11 protein-coding genes are annotated in these 14,673 nt (G+C 35.7%); 6 read left to right on the plus strand and 5 right to left on the minus strand.

What is annotated here, in order from left to right; genetic code table 11:
• Nucleotides 1-16: 16 nt before the first annotated feature.
• Genes C0Z22_RS11705 through C0Z22_RS11725 form a run of 5 tightly spaced genes read right to left on the minus strand, consistent with a single transcriptional unit; the run spans nucleotide 17 to nucleotide 4,700 of the window.
• Nucleotides 17-2,200 carry an NADH-quinone oxidoreductase subunit L gene (locus C0Z22_RS11705; protein WP_103218557.1) on the minus strand — a complete coding sequence of 728 codons (2,184 nt, stop codon included), beginning with the start codon at nucleotides 2,198-2,200 and terminating at the stop codon, nucleotides 17-19.
• Between the two features lie 21 nt (nucleotides 2,201-2,221).
• Complete coding sequence (nuoK, locus tag C0Z22_RS11710) at nucleotides 2,222-2,527, minus strand: NADH-quinone oxidoreductase subunit NuoK (protein WP_103218558.1); 306 nt, start codon at nucleotides 2,525-2,527, stop codon at nucleotides 2,222-2,224.
• Nucleotides 2,524-3,057 carry an NADH-quinone oxidoreductase subunit J gene (locus tag C0Z22_RS11715; protein ID WP_103218559.1) on the minus strand — a complete coding sequence of 178 codons (534 nt, stop codon included), beginning with the start codon at nucleotides 3,055-3,057 and terminating at the stop codon, nucleotides 2,524-2,526. The genes nuoK and C0Z22_RS11715 overlap by 4 nt, the downstream gene beginning before the upstream one ends.
• Nucleotides 3,058-3,075: 18 nt before the next feature.
• Nucleotides 3,076-4,284 (minus strand): NADH-quinone oxidoreductase subunit NuoH, encoded by a 1,209-nt coding sequence (gene nuoH, locus C0Z22_RS11720; protein WP_199177557.1) that lies wholly within the window; start codon nucleotides 4,282-4,284, stop codon nucleotides 3,076-3,078.
• Nucleotides 4,284-4,700: an NADH-quinone oxidoreductase subunit A gene (locus C0Z22_RS11725; protein ID WP_103218560.1), complete on the minus strand. Its 417-nt coding sequence runs from the start codon at nucleotides 4,698-4,700 to the stop codon at nucleotides 4,284-4,286. Before C0Z22_RS11725 ends, nuoH begins: the two co-directional genes overlap by 1 nt.
• Nucleotides 4,701-4,852: 152 nt before the next feature.
• Between C0Z22_RS11725 and mfd the strand changes: the two genes are divergently transcribed.
• From mfd to C0Z22_RS11755, 6 genes are all read left to right on the plus strand, one after another.
• Nucleotides 4,853-8,347 carry a transcription-repair coupling factor gene (gene mfd / locus C0Z22_RS11730; protein WP_158246912.1) on the plus strand — a complete coding sequence of 1,165 codons (3,495 nt, stop codon included), beginning with the start codon at nucleotides 4,853-4,855 and terminating at the stop codon, nucleotides 8,345-8,347.
• Between the two features lie 85 nt (nucleotides 8,348-8,432).
• Nucleotides 8,433-9,239, plus strand: a complete 807-nt coding sequence (locus C0Z22_RS11735; protein ID WP_103218562.1) for a peptidylprolyl isomerase — start codon at nucleotides 8,433-8,435, stop codon at nucleotides 9,237-9,239.
• 90 nt (nucleotides 9,240-9,329) lie between these two features.
• Nucleotides 9,330-10,250, plus strand: coding sequence for a hypothetical protein (locus C0Z22_RS11740; protein ID WP_103218563.1), 921 nt, complete (start codon nucleotides 9,330-9,332; stop codon nucleotides 10,248-10,250).
• Between the two features lie 6 nt (nucleotides 10,251-10,256).
• Nucleotides 10,257-11,108 carry a PdxA family protein gene (locus C0Z22_RS11745; protein WP_103218564.1) on the plus strand — a complete coding sequence of 284 codons (852 nt, stop codon included), beginning with the start codon at nucleotides 10,257-10,259 and terminating at the stop codon, nucleotides 11,106-11,108.
• Nucleotides 11,105-13,912, plus strand: a complete 2,808-nt coding sequence (gene uvrA, locus C0Z22_RS11750) for an excinuclease ABC subunit UvrA (RefSeq protein ID WP_103218565.1) — start codon at nucleotides 11,105-11,107, stop codon at nucleotides 13,910-13,912. The genes C0Z22_RS11745 and uvrA overlap by 4 nt, the downstream gene beginning before the upstream one ends.
• Nucleotides 13,909-14,652 carry an RNA methyltransferase gene (locus tag C0Z22_RS11755; protein WP_103218566.1) on the plus strand — a complete coding sequence of 248 codons (744 nt, stop codon included), beginning with the start codon at nucleotides 13,909-13,911 and terminating at the stop codon, nucleotides 14,650-14,652. Before uvrA ends, C0Z22_RS11755 begins: the two co-directional genes overlap by 4 nt.
• Nucleotides 14,653-14,673 lie beyond the last annotated feature (21 nt).

Below are 14,673 nucleotides of genomic sequence, written 5' to 3' on the forward strand. Positions count from 1 at the left end.
TAACTCCTTAATTCTCTTATAAAGCTAAAATATAACCAAATAGTACTAAAATAATCATTGCGATGTAGAACTGGATCTTCCCGTTTTGGAAAGTTCTTAAGATAACGTTAAATAAACGTACACTTGCACCAGTACCATCTACCATCATTGTGTCGACAAATAAGTTATCGAACCACGCAGAAACTCTCATAATAAACTTCGTAACTGAAGCCCAACCATCAACGGCGTATCTGTCATAGAATCCCATGTCAAACTTAGCTAATAGGTTGTTAAATGGAAGTAGTCCCTTCTTGATGAAACCACCAATATAAAGATCATCCATAAAGTATTTATTCTGTAGAGTTCTGTAATAACGGTTAAACGAATTAACCCAGAATCCTGGATTCCATTTACCCCATAGGTACATCATCATCGCGATGAACACACCAGAAAAAGCAATCACAATCGACATACCAGCACCAATATAGTGAACCTGGTGGATGTGGTGTGCTTCTTCTTCAGAAAGTCCGTAAGTTGAGTCGTACTTAGAAGTTGTAAATGTACCTTTTTCACGTACATCAATTTGTCCAAGTTGCTCACGCTTATAATTTTCAAACTGACCTTTCTTAGGTTTTTGAATTAAAGTTTGGAACCACTCATATTTTCCGTTTGCTTTATCTGCAACTTTAACAAAACCTTGTCCTGTTAATGAACCAGAGAACCAAACACCAAGAGTAAATACCGCTAGGATAAGTAGAGGTACGTTTCTGTTCCAAGTAAGCTTTTCTTCATGACAGTGATCGTAAACTTCTTTGTCTCTTGGCTTACCGTGGAAAGCAAGGAACATCATACGACACATATAGAAAGCTGTAAGAAGTGCACCCATGAAACCAAGAACGGCCGGAGCGATCATTACTGGTGAGTGAAGTGCCTCAATTAAAGCATCTCCTAGAATTCTATCTTTCGATACGAAACCTGAGAAGAAAGGAATACCTGCAATTGCAAGAGTACAACACCACATTGCAATCCAAGTAAATTTCATTTTATGTCTTAGACCACCCATTCTTGGCATCTCTTGTACGTGAGCATGCGTGTGGTGATCGTGAAGTGAGTGAATTACAGAACCAGCAGCTAGGAATAAACATGCCTTGAAAACAGCGTGTGTAATCAGGTGCATGAATGCAGCATTATATGACCCAACACCAATACCAAGTACCATGTAACCTAGTTGAGAGATTGTTGAGAAAGCTAGTACCGCTTTAAAGTCTGTTTGAACTAGTGCAATTGTTGCAGCACCGAAAGCAGTAATACCACCGATATAAGCAACAAGAGTTAATAGTCCACCAGCATCAAGAAGCGGGTAAATTCTTAGTGAAAGATAAACACCAGCAGCAACCATTGTCGCAGCGTGGATAAGTGCAGAACATGGAGTTGGACCATTCATCGCATCTGGTAGCCAAACGTTTAAAGGGAATTGCGCTGACTTACCAATTGTTCCCATAAAGATACAGAAACCTGCAAATGTTGCTAGAGGGATACCAAGTACCGCCTGACCAGCTAATCCACCAGCATCGATTGCTTTATATAGGTCTACAAAACTTACTGAACCAACAACAGTCCAAAGAGCAACAATACCTAGAAGGAAGAAAACATCCCCTACTCTTGTTGTCATGAAGGCCTTAACGTTAGCAGCACCAGCAACTTCTTTCTCGTAGTAGTGACCAATTAGAGAGTATGAACAGAATCCCATAAGCTCCCAAAAGATAAATACTGAAAATAAGTTATCTGAAAGTGCAAGACCAAGCATTGCAGAAGTAAAGAGTGACATATAAGTGAAGAAACGACCGTTTCTACCGTAGTTCATGTCATCTTTCATATACCAAGTTGAGAAAACGTGGATAAGTGTAGCAACGGCCGTAACCATCATAAGAAGTACAGCAGTCATGTTATCAATATAGATACCCATGTTTACTACGAACTCTTGCCCACCACCAGTTAGGTCAAACCAAGTGAATACTTTGTGAATGTGATAATTAGCAGAGTACGTTCCGAAAACGAAGTCGCTAAAAATTCTCCACGCATAAATTGTCGAACCTGCGATTGCTGCACAACTGATTGCTACAGCTGTTCTAGTAAAACGTGAAGCGATAAACGCATTTATCACGAAAGCAAAGAACGGTAGTAGAACAATTGGAGCAATACTTGAAATCGTATAATCCATTTTTTTCCCTTATATCTCTAATTAACTTTTTAGTTCAGTTGCATCATCAATATGAATCGAATCTTTAACTTGGAAGAAACGAATCACGATTGCTAAACCAACGGCCGCTTCAGCAGCAGCAACAATAATAATGAATAGAGACATGATATTTCCGTCAATATTCTGGTTTGCGTATCTTGTGTACGCAGCAAAGTTAAGAGCAGCTGCGTTTAAAATTAGCTCAACACCAAGAAGGATCGCGATAATATTCTTTCTCGCTACCATTACTGCAATACCTGCAAGGAATAAGAAGAAAGAAATTAGTAAGTAAGAAGATAAAGTCATCATTTTTTTAATCTCCTTGGTCTAGAAATTACTGCAGCACCAACAAGTGCACCTAAAAGAAGGATTGAAGAAATTTCGAAAGCTAGTACGTGATCTGTAATTAGCTTAGTTCCGATCTCTTCTACTGTTGATTGCATATCTTCCAGTTGCACATGTTTTTGAATTTTAAGTACAGGTGCTAGGATTTTCATTAATACAAAACTGATTACAAGCATCATGATTGCTGCAATAGTGTATGTTTTAGTTGTTCCCATTGCTGCTACTTTCTTGATCCCTAGCTTATTGTAAGCTTGTTCGATCCCACCAGTTAACATGATGGCAAATAGCATGAGAATTACAACACCACCTGCATATACAACTAATTGAGTAGCAGCTAAGAAGTCAGCTCCTAAAGTTGCATAAAGACCAGCTACTCCAAAAAGAGTAAGTAGTAGGTAGATACATGCATGCATTAAATTTTTTGAAACGGCGACAAGGAATGCTCCTATAACTGTAGCCGCTGCTGAAATTAAAAACATTGAGTTAATAAACATTTCAAATATCCTTAAATATTAGTGTCCGCCCGCACCAGCAGATGCAGATGCGATTACTTTTCCAAGAATTGCCCACATAGACTTACCGTTAAATAGGTAAAGCCATACAGCACAACCAATCATATTAAATAGTGCAATTGGAGTTAGATATTTCCAACAAAGTACCATAAGAGAGTCAACTCTCATTCTTGGTAGTGTCCATCTGATCCAAATTACAACGTAATAAAGAGCAAGAGTCTTAGTTACGAAAGATCCAAGTTGTAAAAAGTTTCCAATTTGCTTACCGATCATAGGGTGAGCTGAAGGAATAAGTTTATTTACGAATTCACCTGAACCAAGACCGAAAGGAACTTGATAACCACCTAGGAATAAAGCAGCACAAACACCACAAACAACGAAAACTTCGATGTATTCTGCAAGTGCAAAGAATGCAAACTTCATACCTGTAAATTCAGTGTGGTAACCAGATACAAGTTCTGATTCCGCTTCAGGTAGATCAAAAGGAGCTCTGTTTGTTTCAGCAAGTGCACCAATAAAAAGTACGAAGAACCCAATAAAAGTAAATGGGTTATGAAGAACAAACCATTGGTGTGGTAATCCACCCTGAGCTTCTGTAATTGTTTTAAATGATAGTGAACCAGTCATGATAACAATTGCTAGAATTGAAAGAGTTACTGGAACTTCGTAAGAGATGATTTGTGAAGCACCCCTCATACCACCAAGCATTGACCATTTAGAGTTAGATGCATAACCACCAAGGAAAATACCTACACCTACTAATGATGAAACACCTAGTAAGTAGAAAACACCAACATTAAGGTGAGTTAGAGTAAATCCACTTGAGAATGGTACAACAGCAAGTGACATGAAAACACCAACTAGTGCAAGAAGTGGTGCAATGTTAAACAAGAACTTGTCAGCATCACGTGGAACAACATCTTCTTTAAGAAGCATCTTCACACCGTCAGCTAAAAACTGAAGAATACCAAAAGGACCAACACGGTTAGGACCCTGTCTCATTTGAAGGTCAGCAGAAATCTTTCTTTCAGCATAAGTACCAAGACCACCAACTGTAGCAAGAGCTCCAACAACGATTAATGAGAAAACTAAGAAAAGTAAAAACGTTACGATTCCAGTTGCATCAGTTCCTAAAAGTTTTGATAGTGCATCCACGGCCATTGAGTAGCCTGGTGCTTGTGATAAATACGATACAATCGTTGAATTCATTATTTATCCTTTCCATTAATATTTGCTTGGAAAGATTTTACCCAATCAAGGTCACCTTTCTTCCAGCAATAAACTAAACCTAAACTTAAAATAACAATGAATAGAAGAAGTGATCCAAGAACTGCACCACCCTGTCCGATGTCGACAAAGTTTTTATAAACTGTTGCAACAGGGAACATTAAAGCTCCTTCAACATCAAAGATTAAGAATACTAGAGCGATAACATAGAAACGTACGTTAAAGTTAGACCACGCAGTACCAGTTGGTTCCTCACCACATTCATATGGCGTAAGTTTCAATTCTGTTGGATTATTTGGCCTTACAAGACGACCGACAAGTAATGTTCCAAAGAAAGCGACTACTGCTACAGCGGCTAAAATTAACACCGGCATATAGACGTCAAAGTTTTGCGACATCGATTTATCTCCATGTATAAGTAAAGTAAGTTCCCAAATATTACACGATTACTAGCACTTTGGAAATAAATTGGCCCCTCTTTTTTTGAGTAATATCTTCTATTTAGTAACGCATGGGCCAATGCATAAATTCTTTGTTCTCACTATATTTTATGTTAAAAAACGACATGGATTTATTTGCACCACTACGCACAAAACTAGAAAGCTGGTTAGACACTAGGCAACACGACCTTACCATTGACGGTATTAACAGGGAGCACTGGGCATTTGCTAAGTTCTTGTTACAAGAAAAAAATGGTAAAATTAATCCATCGAATTTATTTATTTTTGAAGATTATGATGATGCAGAACAATTCTATGAGCTAGTCAAAACAAGCTTTTCTAAAACAAAACTTGTTTTCTACCCAGGACTAGACGCGTCACCATATTCCGGAATGTTTGCGTCAGAAAGTGCACAACTTGCCCGACACTCAGCATTAGAAAAAATAATCCGTTCAGAAAATAAAGAATTAATAGTTATCACTTCAATAGAATCTCTTGGACTAAAAGTTCCACCAGCTAATTTCTTTAGCGATACAAAAATTGAAATTAATGAATCTGATATAATTTCTCCTGACGAGTTAGCAGGAAAATTAGTTCAACTTGGCTACAGTTCTTCTTTCACTGTTGAGGAACAAGGGACATTTTCTAAGAAAGGTGAAATCTTTGATATTTATCCAGTTGGTCATCATCCAATTCGAATTCATTACTTCGATGAAATGATTGAAGAAATTTATGAAATTGATAAAGAAACATTAAAGACTATTAAAGATAAAAAACTTGATTCAATTATTATAGCACCTGGGCCAACTATTTTTTGTGAATCTCAGTATTCAAATAATCTAAGAAATAATATTCCGCGACCTAGAGCAAATCAAAGAGAGTTATTAGAAAAAAGAAATGATATCTTCAGTAAGCTTTCAAGCGGAATGCTTTTTGAAAATCATCCGATTTATACACCACTCTTTTTTAATACAGAAGAAACTCGCACACTACTCGATTATATAGATGATAATTGGCTAGTTTCAATTTTTGATCGCGATAATGTAGAAGACTTCTATTCTAATTATTGTGATGAGCTAGCTAAAGATTTTGAAGACTGTGAAGAATTACTTCCTGAACCAAAATATTTTTATGACTTATCAACAATTGAGCGACTGAGAGATATTGCTTGTCTAAATCTCAACCATTTAAATATTACTGTTAACCTTGATAATGACAGTAATATTGTCGATCTAGGATTTAGACCTTTTAAATCTTATATCTCTTACCACGATATTAATTACTTAGTTAAAAAGGAATTTTTAACAGGTCTTTTTAAGCATATTAAAAGTGAATTTAAATATTCTGGAAAAATCATTTTCACAATTCAAAATGAAAATTCACGCAAAGAAATTGAACACTTAATTGAAACATTTGAAGTTGATGGTGAGATAAAAAAAAGAATTGAGTTTGTACCATTTAAATTAAGTGAAGGCTTCTTCTACCCTAGTGATAAATTACTTACTATTTCAGATAGTGATCTATTTTCAATTAGAAGAGATAAGGCCAAGGTTTCAAAAATTCACGACTACGATCTCTTTGCAGAACAACTTGCTTCACTGAAAGAAGGTGACTACATCATCCACTCTAAGCACGGTATTGGAAAATATCTAGGTTTAGAAGCAATGGACATTGGTGGTTCTAAAACAGACTATTTGGTTCTTCTTTATAAAGGTAATGATAAAGTATTCGTACCAATTTATAAGATGAATCTAATTCAAAAGCATGCTGGCGGCGAACTTAATGTTAATGTCGATAGCTTAAGAACTAATAAGTTCTCTGCACTAACTTCTAGAGCACGTGAATCGATTAAAAAGTTAGCTTTTGATCTTTTAAAGCTTCAAGCAGAAAGAGCTTCTGCTAAGGCTTTTCAATTTTCTCCTCCTGATCATGACTATAAAGAGTTTGAGCTTTCATTCCCATTCAATGAAACGCCAGACCAGAAAAATGCCATCGATTCAGTAATTGATAAAATGCAAGCAAGTACAGCGATGGATTTTCTTGTGTGTGGAGACGTTGGTTTTGGTAAAACAGAAGTGGCCATGCGAGCAGCTTTTAAAGCAGTACTTGATGGAAAACAAGTAGCAGTATTAGTTCCAACAACGGTTCTTGCCCTTCAACATTATAATTCTTTTGTTAAACGCTTTGAAAAGTTTCCAGTTCGAATTGATTATCTTTCACGTTTTAAAACTGGAAAGGATGAGAAAGAAACAAAGGAAAAATTAGAAAAAGGCGAAATTGATATTATCGTTGGTACTCATAAACTTCTTGGTAAAACTATTCGTTATAAAGATTTAGGTCTTGTTATTGTCGATGAAGAACAACGCTTTGGTGTTGGCCATAAAAACCAACTTAAACTGCTTAAGTCATCAGTTGATTTCTTAACGTTAACAGCAACTCCAATTCCTAGAACGTTACAATTATCTTTCTTAGGACTTAAGGATCTTGCACTAATTAAGACGGCTCCTCCAAGAAGGCAGTCTATTAAAACTTATGTTATTAAAGAAGACGATCATACGATTCAATCGGCCATTAATCGTGAATTAAAGCGTGGTGGCCAGGTCTTTATCGTACACAATCGCGTTCAAGATATAGAAAATTACACTGCATATATTAGGGAGCTAGTTCCTGATGCAAAGATTGTTTTTGCTCACGGACAGATGGCCGAAAAAGAACTCGAGTCTCGAATCTCTGCTTTCTATAGTGGTGCTTACCAAATCCTTATTTCAACGACTATTATCGAATCTGGAATTGATATACCAAATGCAAACACAATGATTGTTGATCGTGCAGATCGCTATGGACTAGCGCAGCTTCATCAACTTCGTGGACGAATTGGTCGATCAGACAAGAAGGCTTACTGTTACTTTGTCGTTCCAAATAATCGCAATATAACTGAAGTAGCGGCCAAAAGACTAAAGGCACTACAAACTTATGCTGACATGGGAAGTGGCTTTCAAATTGCAAATTGTGACCTTGAAATTCGTGGTGCAGGAGATATTCTCGGTGCTCACCAATCAGGACATATCGAGGCCATTGGTCTTGAGCTTTATATGGAACTTCTTACAGAAGCAATTCAAGAACTTCGCGGTGAAAAGAAAGTTATCACGAAGGATATCGAAATCAATACTCCGTTTGCAGCATTCATTCCTGCTCACTTTATTAGTGAATCGAGTGAGCGCTTAAAATATTACAAGCAGCTATCTAACTCAAAATCGATCGATGAAATTACTGCATTGAAAGAAACAATCTTTGATATCTATGGGCCAGGCCCTGAGGAATTTAATCAGCTTATTGCTATTCTTGAGGCACGCTCTCACCTTATGCCTTGTGGTGTAAAGTCAGCGCAATTAATAGACAATACTATCGTATTTCAATTTGATCAGAATATGGTTGAAGCCAATGAACAGCTTCGAAATAATATTTTAAATAACTTCTTAGCAATGCCTCGAAAATATCGTTTCACACCGGACTTCAAGCTAATTTTTACGAATAAAACGACAATATCTCCGAGTGGATTAGTCGAGTTCTGTCAGGAAATTGCGGAAAAAATAGTTCCATCTTAGTGAAATTTATAAGTTTTTAAGAATTTTTGGTACAATTAGATATAGTTTAAGAATTTGATTTCGATAATTTGAAAAGGATATCTATATGTACGGTAAAATCATTTTAGTTTTACTACTTGCACTAGGACTAGAAGCTGCACCAAAAAAAGTTGTAGCAGAAGTTAATGGTCAGAAAATTACAAAAGAAGAGTTAGATCAAGCTTACTTATTAAATAAGTATGTTGTTTCTGATGATCCTGTAACAATGAAGAAAGTGCTTACAGACCTTATTAATAAAAAATTAGGTGTGGAAAAAGCAAAGAAAGCAAAGTTAGATCAAGATCCAATTGTTGTAAGAAAGCTTGAAGAAGTAATATTCAATGCACAAGTTTCAAAAGATCTGGAAGGAGAATTCCAGAAAATTAAGGTAACTGATGCAGATGTAAAGAGATTCTATAGTGAATTCCCAGAGTACCGTACAGCTCATATCTTACTAAGAGTTAGAGTTGCTCCTTCAGAAAATGAGATTAATGCTGCTCAAAAGAAGATTTTCGAAATTCATGAACAAGTTACTCAAGAGCCATCTAAATTTGCTGAACTTGCAAACAAATTCTCACAATCACCAAATGCTCACACTGGTGGAGATGTAGGATATCAACCAGCTTTCTTTATGGCACCTGAGTATTTTGCGGCCATCAAGGGTAAGAAAGACGGATTTATCACTCGTCCAGTACGCACACAACTTGGTTATCATGTAATCAAGGTACTTGGTGTGAAAAAGTATGAAGATATCAATCTTGGCGCTTACAAAAAGTTTGTTTATGACAGGAAGCGCGATAAAATTATCGAAGATTATTTCGCAGGCTTACGTAAAAAAGCCAATATTAAAATTTTAGACAAAAATCTAAAGTAAATAAGATTAAATAATTTGCACAAGCCTCATGGGCACGATAAATTATTGTTCTATATATCGCACATATAAGAACAGTAATAAGAGGTGTTCATGAGGCTTTTTCTTTTTTTGGCCCTACTTTTTTCAACATTAAATCTACAAGCAAAAAATACAAAATTATTAGATAAAATTACGGCCGTTGTTGATGAACATGTCATCACAAAGTCGATGATCGAACGTGTTAAGAAATCGCTTCCAATTCGTCAGAATATTTCTCCTTTCATTTATAAGAAAGAAATGAAGTATACAGACAAGGAAGTTGCTGATCTTATCATTAGAAAATTTATTATTCGCTCTACTCTCGCAGAACAAGGTTATGTAATTTCAGATGCAACAGTAGAGAAAGAAATTAAAAGAAAAGAGCAAAGACTAGGTCTTAGTCGTAACGATCCAATCGCATTTCTAAAAAAGTCTAATACGAATTTTGAAGAGTTCTTCGAACTAAACAAAGAGGCCATTGAATTCAATCACTTTAATTCAGTTGTTATCATTCCATTAATTTCTGTAAGTGAACAAGAAATTAAAAATGAATTCTTTAAAGAAAATGTAAACAATAAAACTGTTTCATACCGATACACATTAGTTGACTTCTCTATTGATGAATCAATCGTAACAAAGAAAGACTATGCAATTTTTAAGAAGACAATGGAATCTTTTCAAAAAGGTGGGCCACTACCTAGCAAGTATGGATCTATTGAGACTTCAACACTTGGAGATATCACAGCAGATGGTTTAACTGCAGACTTACAAAAGCTTCTTAATAAGACACAAGAAGGGCAATTCACACAACCAATCAATATGATGGGTGAAACACATATTTTCTATGTAAAAACACGTGACGTTGTTGAATCTTCTCTATTTCAAAATGCAAAGAATAGAATTAGAGCGCTTCTATATGAATCAAAAGCGAAAGAAGTTACACAAATGTGGTTTGAGCGTGAAAAAGCTAATCACTACGTAAAAACATTATAAAAGAAAATGATCTATGTTACTGCTGGCCATGAAAGAGGAATAGGACTTGAAGTTTTTTTAAAAGCTTGGAGCCTTCTTTCATCAAGTCAGCAGGAAGAATTTCACCTCTTTGTTGGTGATGAATTCAAAAACGATCTACCATCTGAATTAAAATATACACTTGTTCAAAAACCCTATTCTCACAACGCACTAGAACAGGCTTGTGACCGATGTGGACCAAATGACATTCTCGTAACAATGCCTACAACTAAGAATGAACTTTTCTTTGATGGCAAACCTGTTTCAGGACACACAGAATACTTTCGTAAAAGATATCAAAACGAAAATCTCGTGATGTTCTTTAAGTCATATGATGCAAATTTTTTATTAATTACGGATCATATACCGCTTAGAGAAGTCGCAACAAAAATAAATCATGAGCTTATTCACAGTAAAATTAAAATCTGTGTTGATAATTACAAAAAATATTTCGGACATTTAAACGATGTCATTATTTCTGGTATTAATCCCCATGCTGGTGAAGGTGGGATACTAGGAACAGAAGAAAAAGAAATTGTTAAAGCTATTAAAGATCTTGATCTGAGTGAGAGAATTATTGGCCCACTTCCTGCTGATGGACTCTTTCTAAATGATAGTTTTGCAAGCGATAAGCTTTACGTCTACATGTACCATGACCAGGGATTAGCGCCATTTAAAACGATGTTTAAATCTAAGGGAGCAAATATCACTCTGGGAATGCCCTACCTTCGCCTAAGTGTTGATCACGGTACGGCATTTGATCTCTTTGGAAAGGATAGCGCCAATTATATGGGCTGCTATTATGTTTTAAAGTTAGCATTAAAGGTTATTAAAAAATGAATAATGAAATTAAAGTAGTAAAAGCACGTGTTCACAATTTGAAAGACGTCACTATCAATATTCCTAAAAATCAATTAACTGTCATTACAGGTCCTTCTGGTTCAGGAAAGAGTTCACTGGCCTTTGATACAATCTATGCTGAGGGACAAAGACGCTATATTGAATCACTCTCTTCGTATGCCAGACAATTTTTAGGTCAACAACAAGCTCCGGATGTTGAATCAATAACTGGTCTCTCACCGGCCATTGCCATTGACCAAAAGACCACAAGTAAAAACCCAAGATCAACTGTTGGAACAATTACTGAAGTTTACGATTATATGAGAGTACTCTTTGCGAGAGTTGGTGATCTTTACGATCCAAACAATGGTGAAAAAGTTATTAGCTATACTCCGGGTCAAATTACGAGAGACCTAATGGAGTTACCTGAAAAGACAAAATTACATATTACAGTTGAAATAACAGATGAAACCAAAAAAGCACTTGAGCAGCAAATGGCCAAGTATCTTTCAATGGGATTTTCACGATTTATTGTAAATGATGAAATCATGTTACTTGATAGTAGTGAAATCAAATCATTAAAAGCATCTGATGAAATTCTTGTCGTTATTGATCGAATCTTAGTTAAAGCAGATATAGAAAAACGCTTAACTGATTCAGTTGAGTTAGGACTAAAGCTAGGAAATGGAATTATTCACGTCATGATTGATGATGAATACCACACATACTCTGAAATCAATATGTCTCATGTAACCGGAGAAGTATTTCCTGATCTAGAGCCAAGGCTATTCTCTTTCAACTCACCTGTTGGAGCTTGTGGAAAATGTAATGGCCTAGGTGAATCAAAAGAATTTGTTCTAAGTGAAATTATCTTTGATGACTCACTCCCGGTTTTAAAGGGGGCGATCCCTCTTCTTACGAAGAAGAATAATTTTCTTCATAAAATGGTAGAGTGCATGCTTAAAGAAGAAGGTTTTGATTTAAAGCTTCCTCTGTCAAAAATGCCAAAGAAGATTTTTAAAATTCTTACTGAAGGTACTGATAAGGTTTATACATATAAATTTAAGTCAGAAAATTCAGTTTTTGAATTTTCCAAACCATTCCCTGGTCTTATCAACTGGCTAGATAAGAAGTATCAAGAGTCTACTTCTGAGCGAGTACGCTCAGAGCTTGAAAAAAGCATGCGTGTTCAAAAATGTTCAGAGTGTAAAGGTCGCCGCCTTAACACTATTGCTCTAAGTACTAAAGTTGGGGAAAAGAATATTATTGAATTATGTGAAGTACCTTTAAGTGAAACTTATCAATATTTCGATAATTTAAAACTAGAAGGCATTAAAGAAAAAATTGGTGCTAAGCTTCTCGTTGAAATCACATCACGCTTAAAATTTCTTAATGATGTTGGCCTGGACTATTTAACACTTAATCGCTCGGCAGGAACACTAAGTGGTGGAGAATCACAACGTATTCGCCTAGCTACTCAAATTGGTTCAGCTCTTTCTGGCGTTCTCTATGTTCTAGATGAGCCAAGTATTGGTCTTCACCAAAGAGACAACGTAAGGCTTATTCATACACTTAAAGAGCTACGTGATCTCGGTAATACTGTTCTTGTCGTAGAACATGATGAAGATACAATGAAAGCTAGTGATTATATTATTGATATGGGACCAGGTGCAGGTGTTCACGGTGGAGAAATTGTTGCACATGCAACAACTAAAGACTTCTTAAAGAAGAAATCTCTGACTGCAGACTATTTAAATCATAAAGTAAAAATTGAAGTTCCAAAAGAGCGTCGCAAACTTAACGAGTTTATCAAACTTCGCGGAGCTGAACACAATAACCTCAAAAAGGTTGATGTCGACTTCCCTCTAGGTGGACTTGTTTGTATCAGTGGAGTTTCTGGTTCAGGTAAATCAACTCTTGTGCACGAAGTTTTAATTCCAGCAGTTAAGAGTAAACTAACTCGAATCAATCGCTCAATTTATGAGAAAGCAAACTACAAATCAATTACAGGACTCGATAAAATTAAATCTGTAATTGAATTAGATCAATCACCTATTGGACGTACACCTCACTCAAATCCAGCTACATATTCAGGTCTCTTTGATGATGTAAGAAAGCTATTTGCAGCAACAAACGAGTCGCAAATCCGCGGTTATAAGCAAGGACGTTTTAGTTTTAATGTTAAAGGTGGCCGTTGTGAAGAATGTGAAGGAAATGGAACACAGAAAATTGAAATGCACTTTCTTCCTGATGTTTACGTAACTTGTAATGAGTGTAATGGACGTCGCTATAATAATGAAACTCTTTCAGTTCTTTATAAAGGTAAGTCTATCGCTGATATTCTAGAAATGACGATTGAAGAAGGGTATGAATTCTTCAAAAATCATCGTAGGCTTGGAAAAATTCTAAAGACGATGAATGATGTAGGTCTTGGTTATATGACATTAGGTCAACCAGCAACCACACTTTCAGGTGGAGAAGCACAAAGGCTTAAGTTAGCTAGAGAATTAGCAAAATCGACAAAAGGCCACACGCTTTATGTTCTTGATGAGCCTACTACTGGTCTTCACTTTGAAGATATTAAAGTATTAATGAAAGCAATCAATGAACTTGTAGAAAGTGATAATTCTGTTCTTATCATTGAACATAACTTAGATGTACTAAAAGTAGCTGATCAAATAATTGATCTAGGACCTGAAGGTGGTCATCGAGGTGGAACAATTGTTGGAACAGGAACACCAGAAGAGATTGCAAAAATTAAAGCTTCTCATACGGGTAAATTTTTAAAGGAAATTCTGAAGTGATAAATGGTTTTGAAGAATTCTATAATTTAAAAGATAAGAATCTAATTAAAGAAGATTATTGTATCGCTGAAACAGAAAAAGTTGTGTGTAAAGCACTACGATCAAATCATGAAGTTGAAAAGATTATAGCAACTCAAGAATTTTATGATTCAAATAAAGAGTTGATTGATAACAACTGCAAGCACGTTCTAATAAAAGACAAGAATGATTTAGAGGAGATTACAGGCTTTAAACTTCATCATGGAATTCTTGCTAAAGTTAAAACAAATGGACTTAAAAAAATTAATGAGCTTGGTGATCGTATACTCATCTTTAATGGAGTAACTTCTCCAGAAAATGTAGGAACGATGACGAGGGCAGCGATGGCCTTTGGTTTTGATAACATTATCTATGATGCAAAAAGTGCATCTCCTTATCTAAGACGTTGTATCAGAGTTTCAATGGGAAATGCATTTGAAGCTAATATATGTAAGTCACTTAACTTAATTGATGACATTTCTTTACTTCAAAAACTTGGCTATACAGTTTGTGCTACGGCCAACGAAGAAGGTGCCTTATCGATTACTGACTATAAGTATCCACAAAAAGTTGCTTTAATTATTGGAAATGAGGGCAATGGTATGGATCGTGAAGTAATTGACGCTTGTGATAAGAAGCTATTTATTCCGATAACAAATTACGTTGCACACTTAAATGCAGCAAGTGCAGCTTCAATTTTTCTTTATCATTCGATCTTTTAATTAGATTTTAATTTATTTTTA

The organism is Halobacteriovorax sp. DA5 (assembly GCF_002903145.1).
In the GTDB taxonomy this organism is placed as follows: domain Bacteria; phylum Bdellovibrionota; class Bacteriovoracia; order Bacteriovoracales; family Bacteriovoracaceae; genus Halobacteriovorax_A.

Bases quoted from the DNA above. Each gene is read 5' to 3' on its own strand.
- C0Z22_RS11735 (WP_103218562.1), top strand. From the start codon at position 8,433: ATGTACGGTAAAATCATTTTAGTTTTACTACTTGCACTAGGACTAGAA.
- C0Z22_RS11715 (WP_103218559.1), bottom strand. From the start codon at position 3,057: ATGTTTATTAACTCAATGTTTTTAATTTCAGCAGCGGCTACAGTTATA.
- C0Z22_RS11705 (WP_103218557.1), bottom strand. From the start codon at position 2,200: ATGGATTATACGATTTCAAGTATTGCTCCAATTGTTCTACTACCGTTC.
- nuoK (WP_103218558.1), bottom strand. From the start codon at position 2,527: ATGATGACTTTATCTTCTTACTTACTAATTTCTTTCTTCTTATTCCTT.
- C0Z22_RS11725 (WP_103218560.1), bottom strand. From the start codon at position 4,700: ATGTCGCAAAACTTTGACGTCTATATGCCGGTGTTAATTTTAGCCGCT.
- C0Z22_RS11745 (WP_103218564.1), top strand. From the start codon at position 10,257: ATGATCTATGTTACTGCTGGCCATGAAAGAGGAATAGGACTTGAAGTT.
- nuoH (WP_199177557.1), bottom strand. From the start codon at position 4,284: ATGAATTCAACGATTGTATCGTATTTATCACAAGCACCAGGCTACTCA.
- uvrA (WP_103218565.1), top strand. From the start codon at position 11,105: ATGAATAATGAAATTAAAGTAGTAAAAGCACGTGTTCACAATTTGAAA.
- mfd (WP_158246912.1), top strand. From the start codon at position 4,853: ATGTTAAAAAACGACATGGATTTATTTGCACCACTACGCACAAAACTA.
- C0Z22_RS11740 (WP_103218563.1), top strand. From the start codon at position 9,330: ATGAGGCTTTTTCTTTTTTTGGCCCTACTTTTTTCAACATTAAATCTA.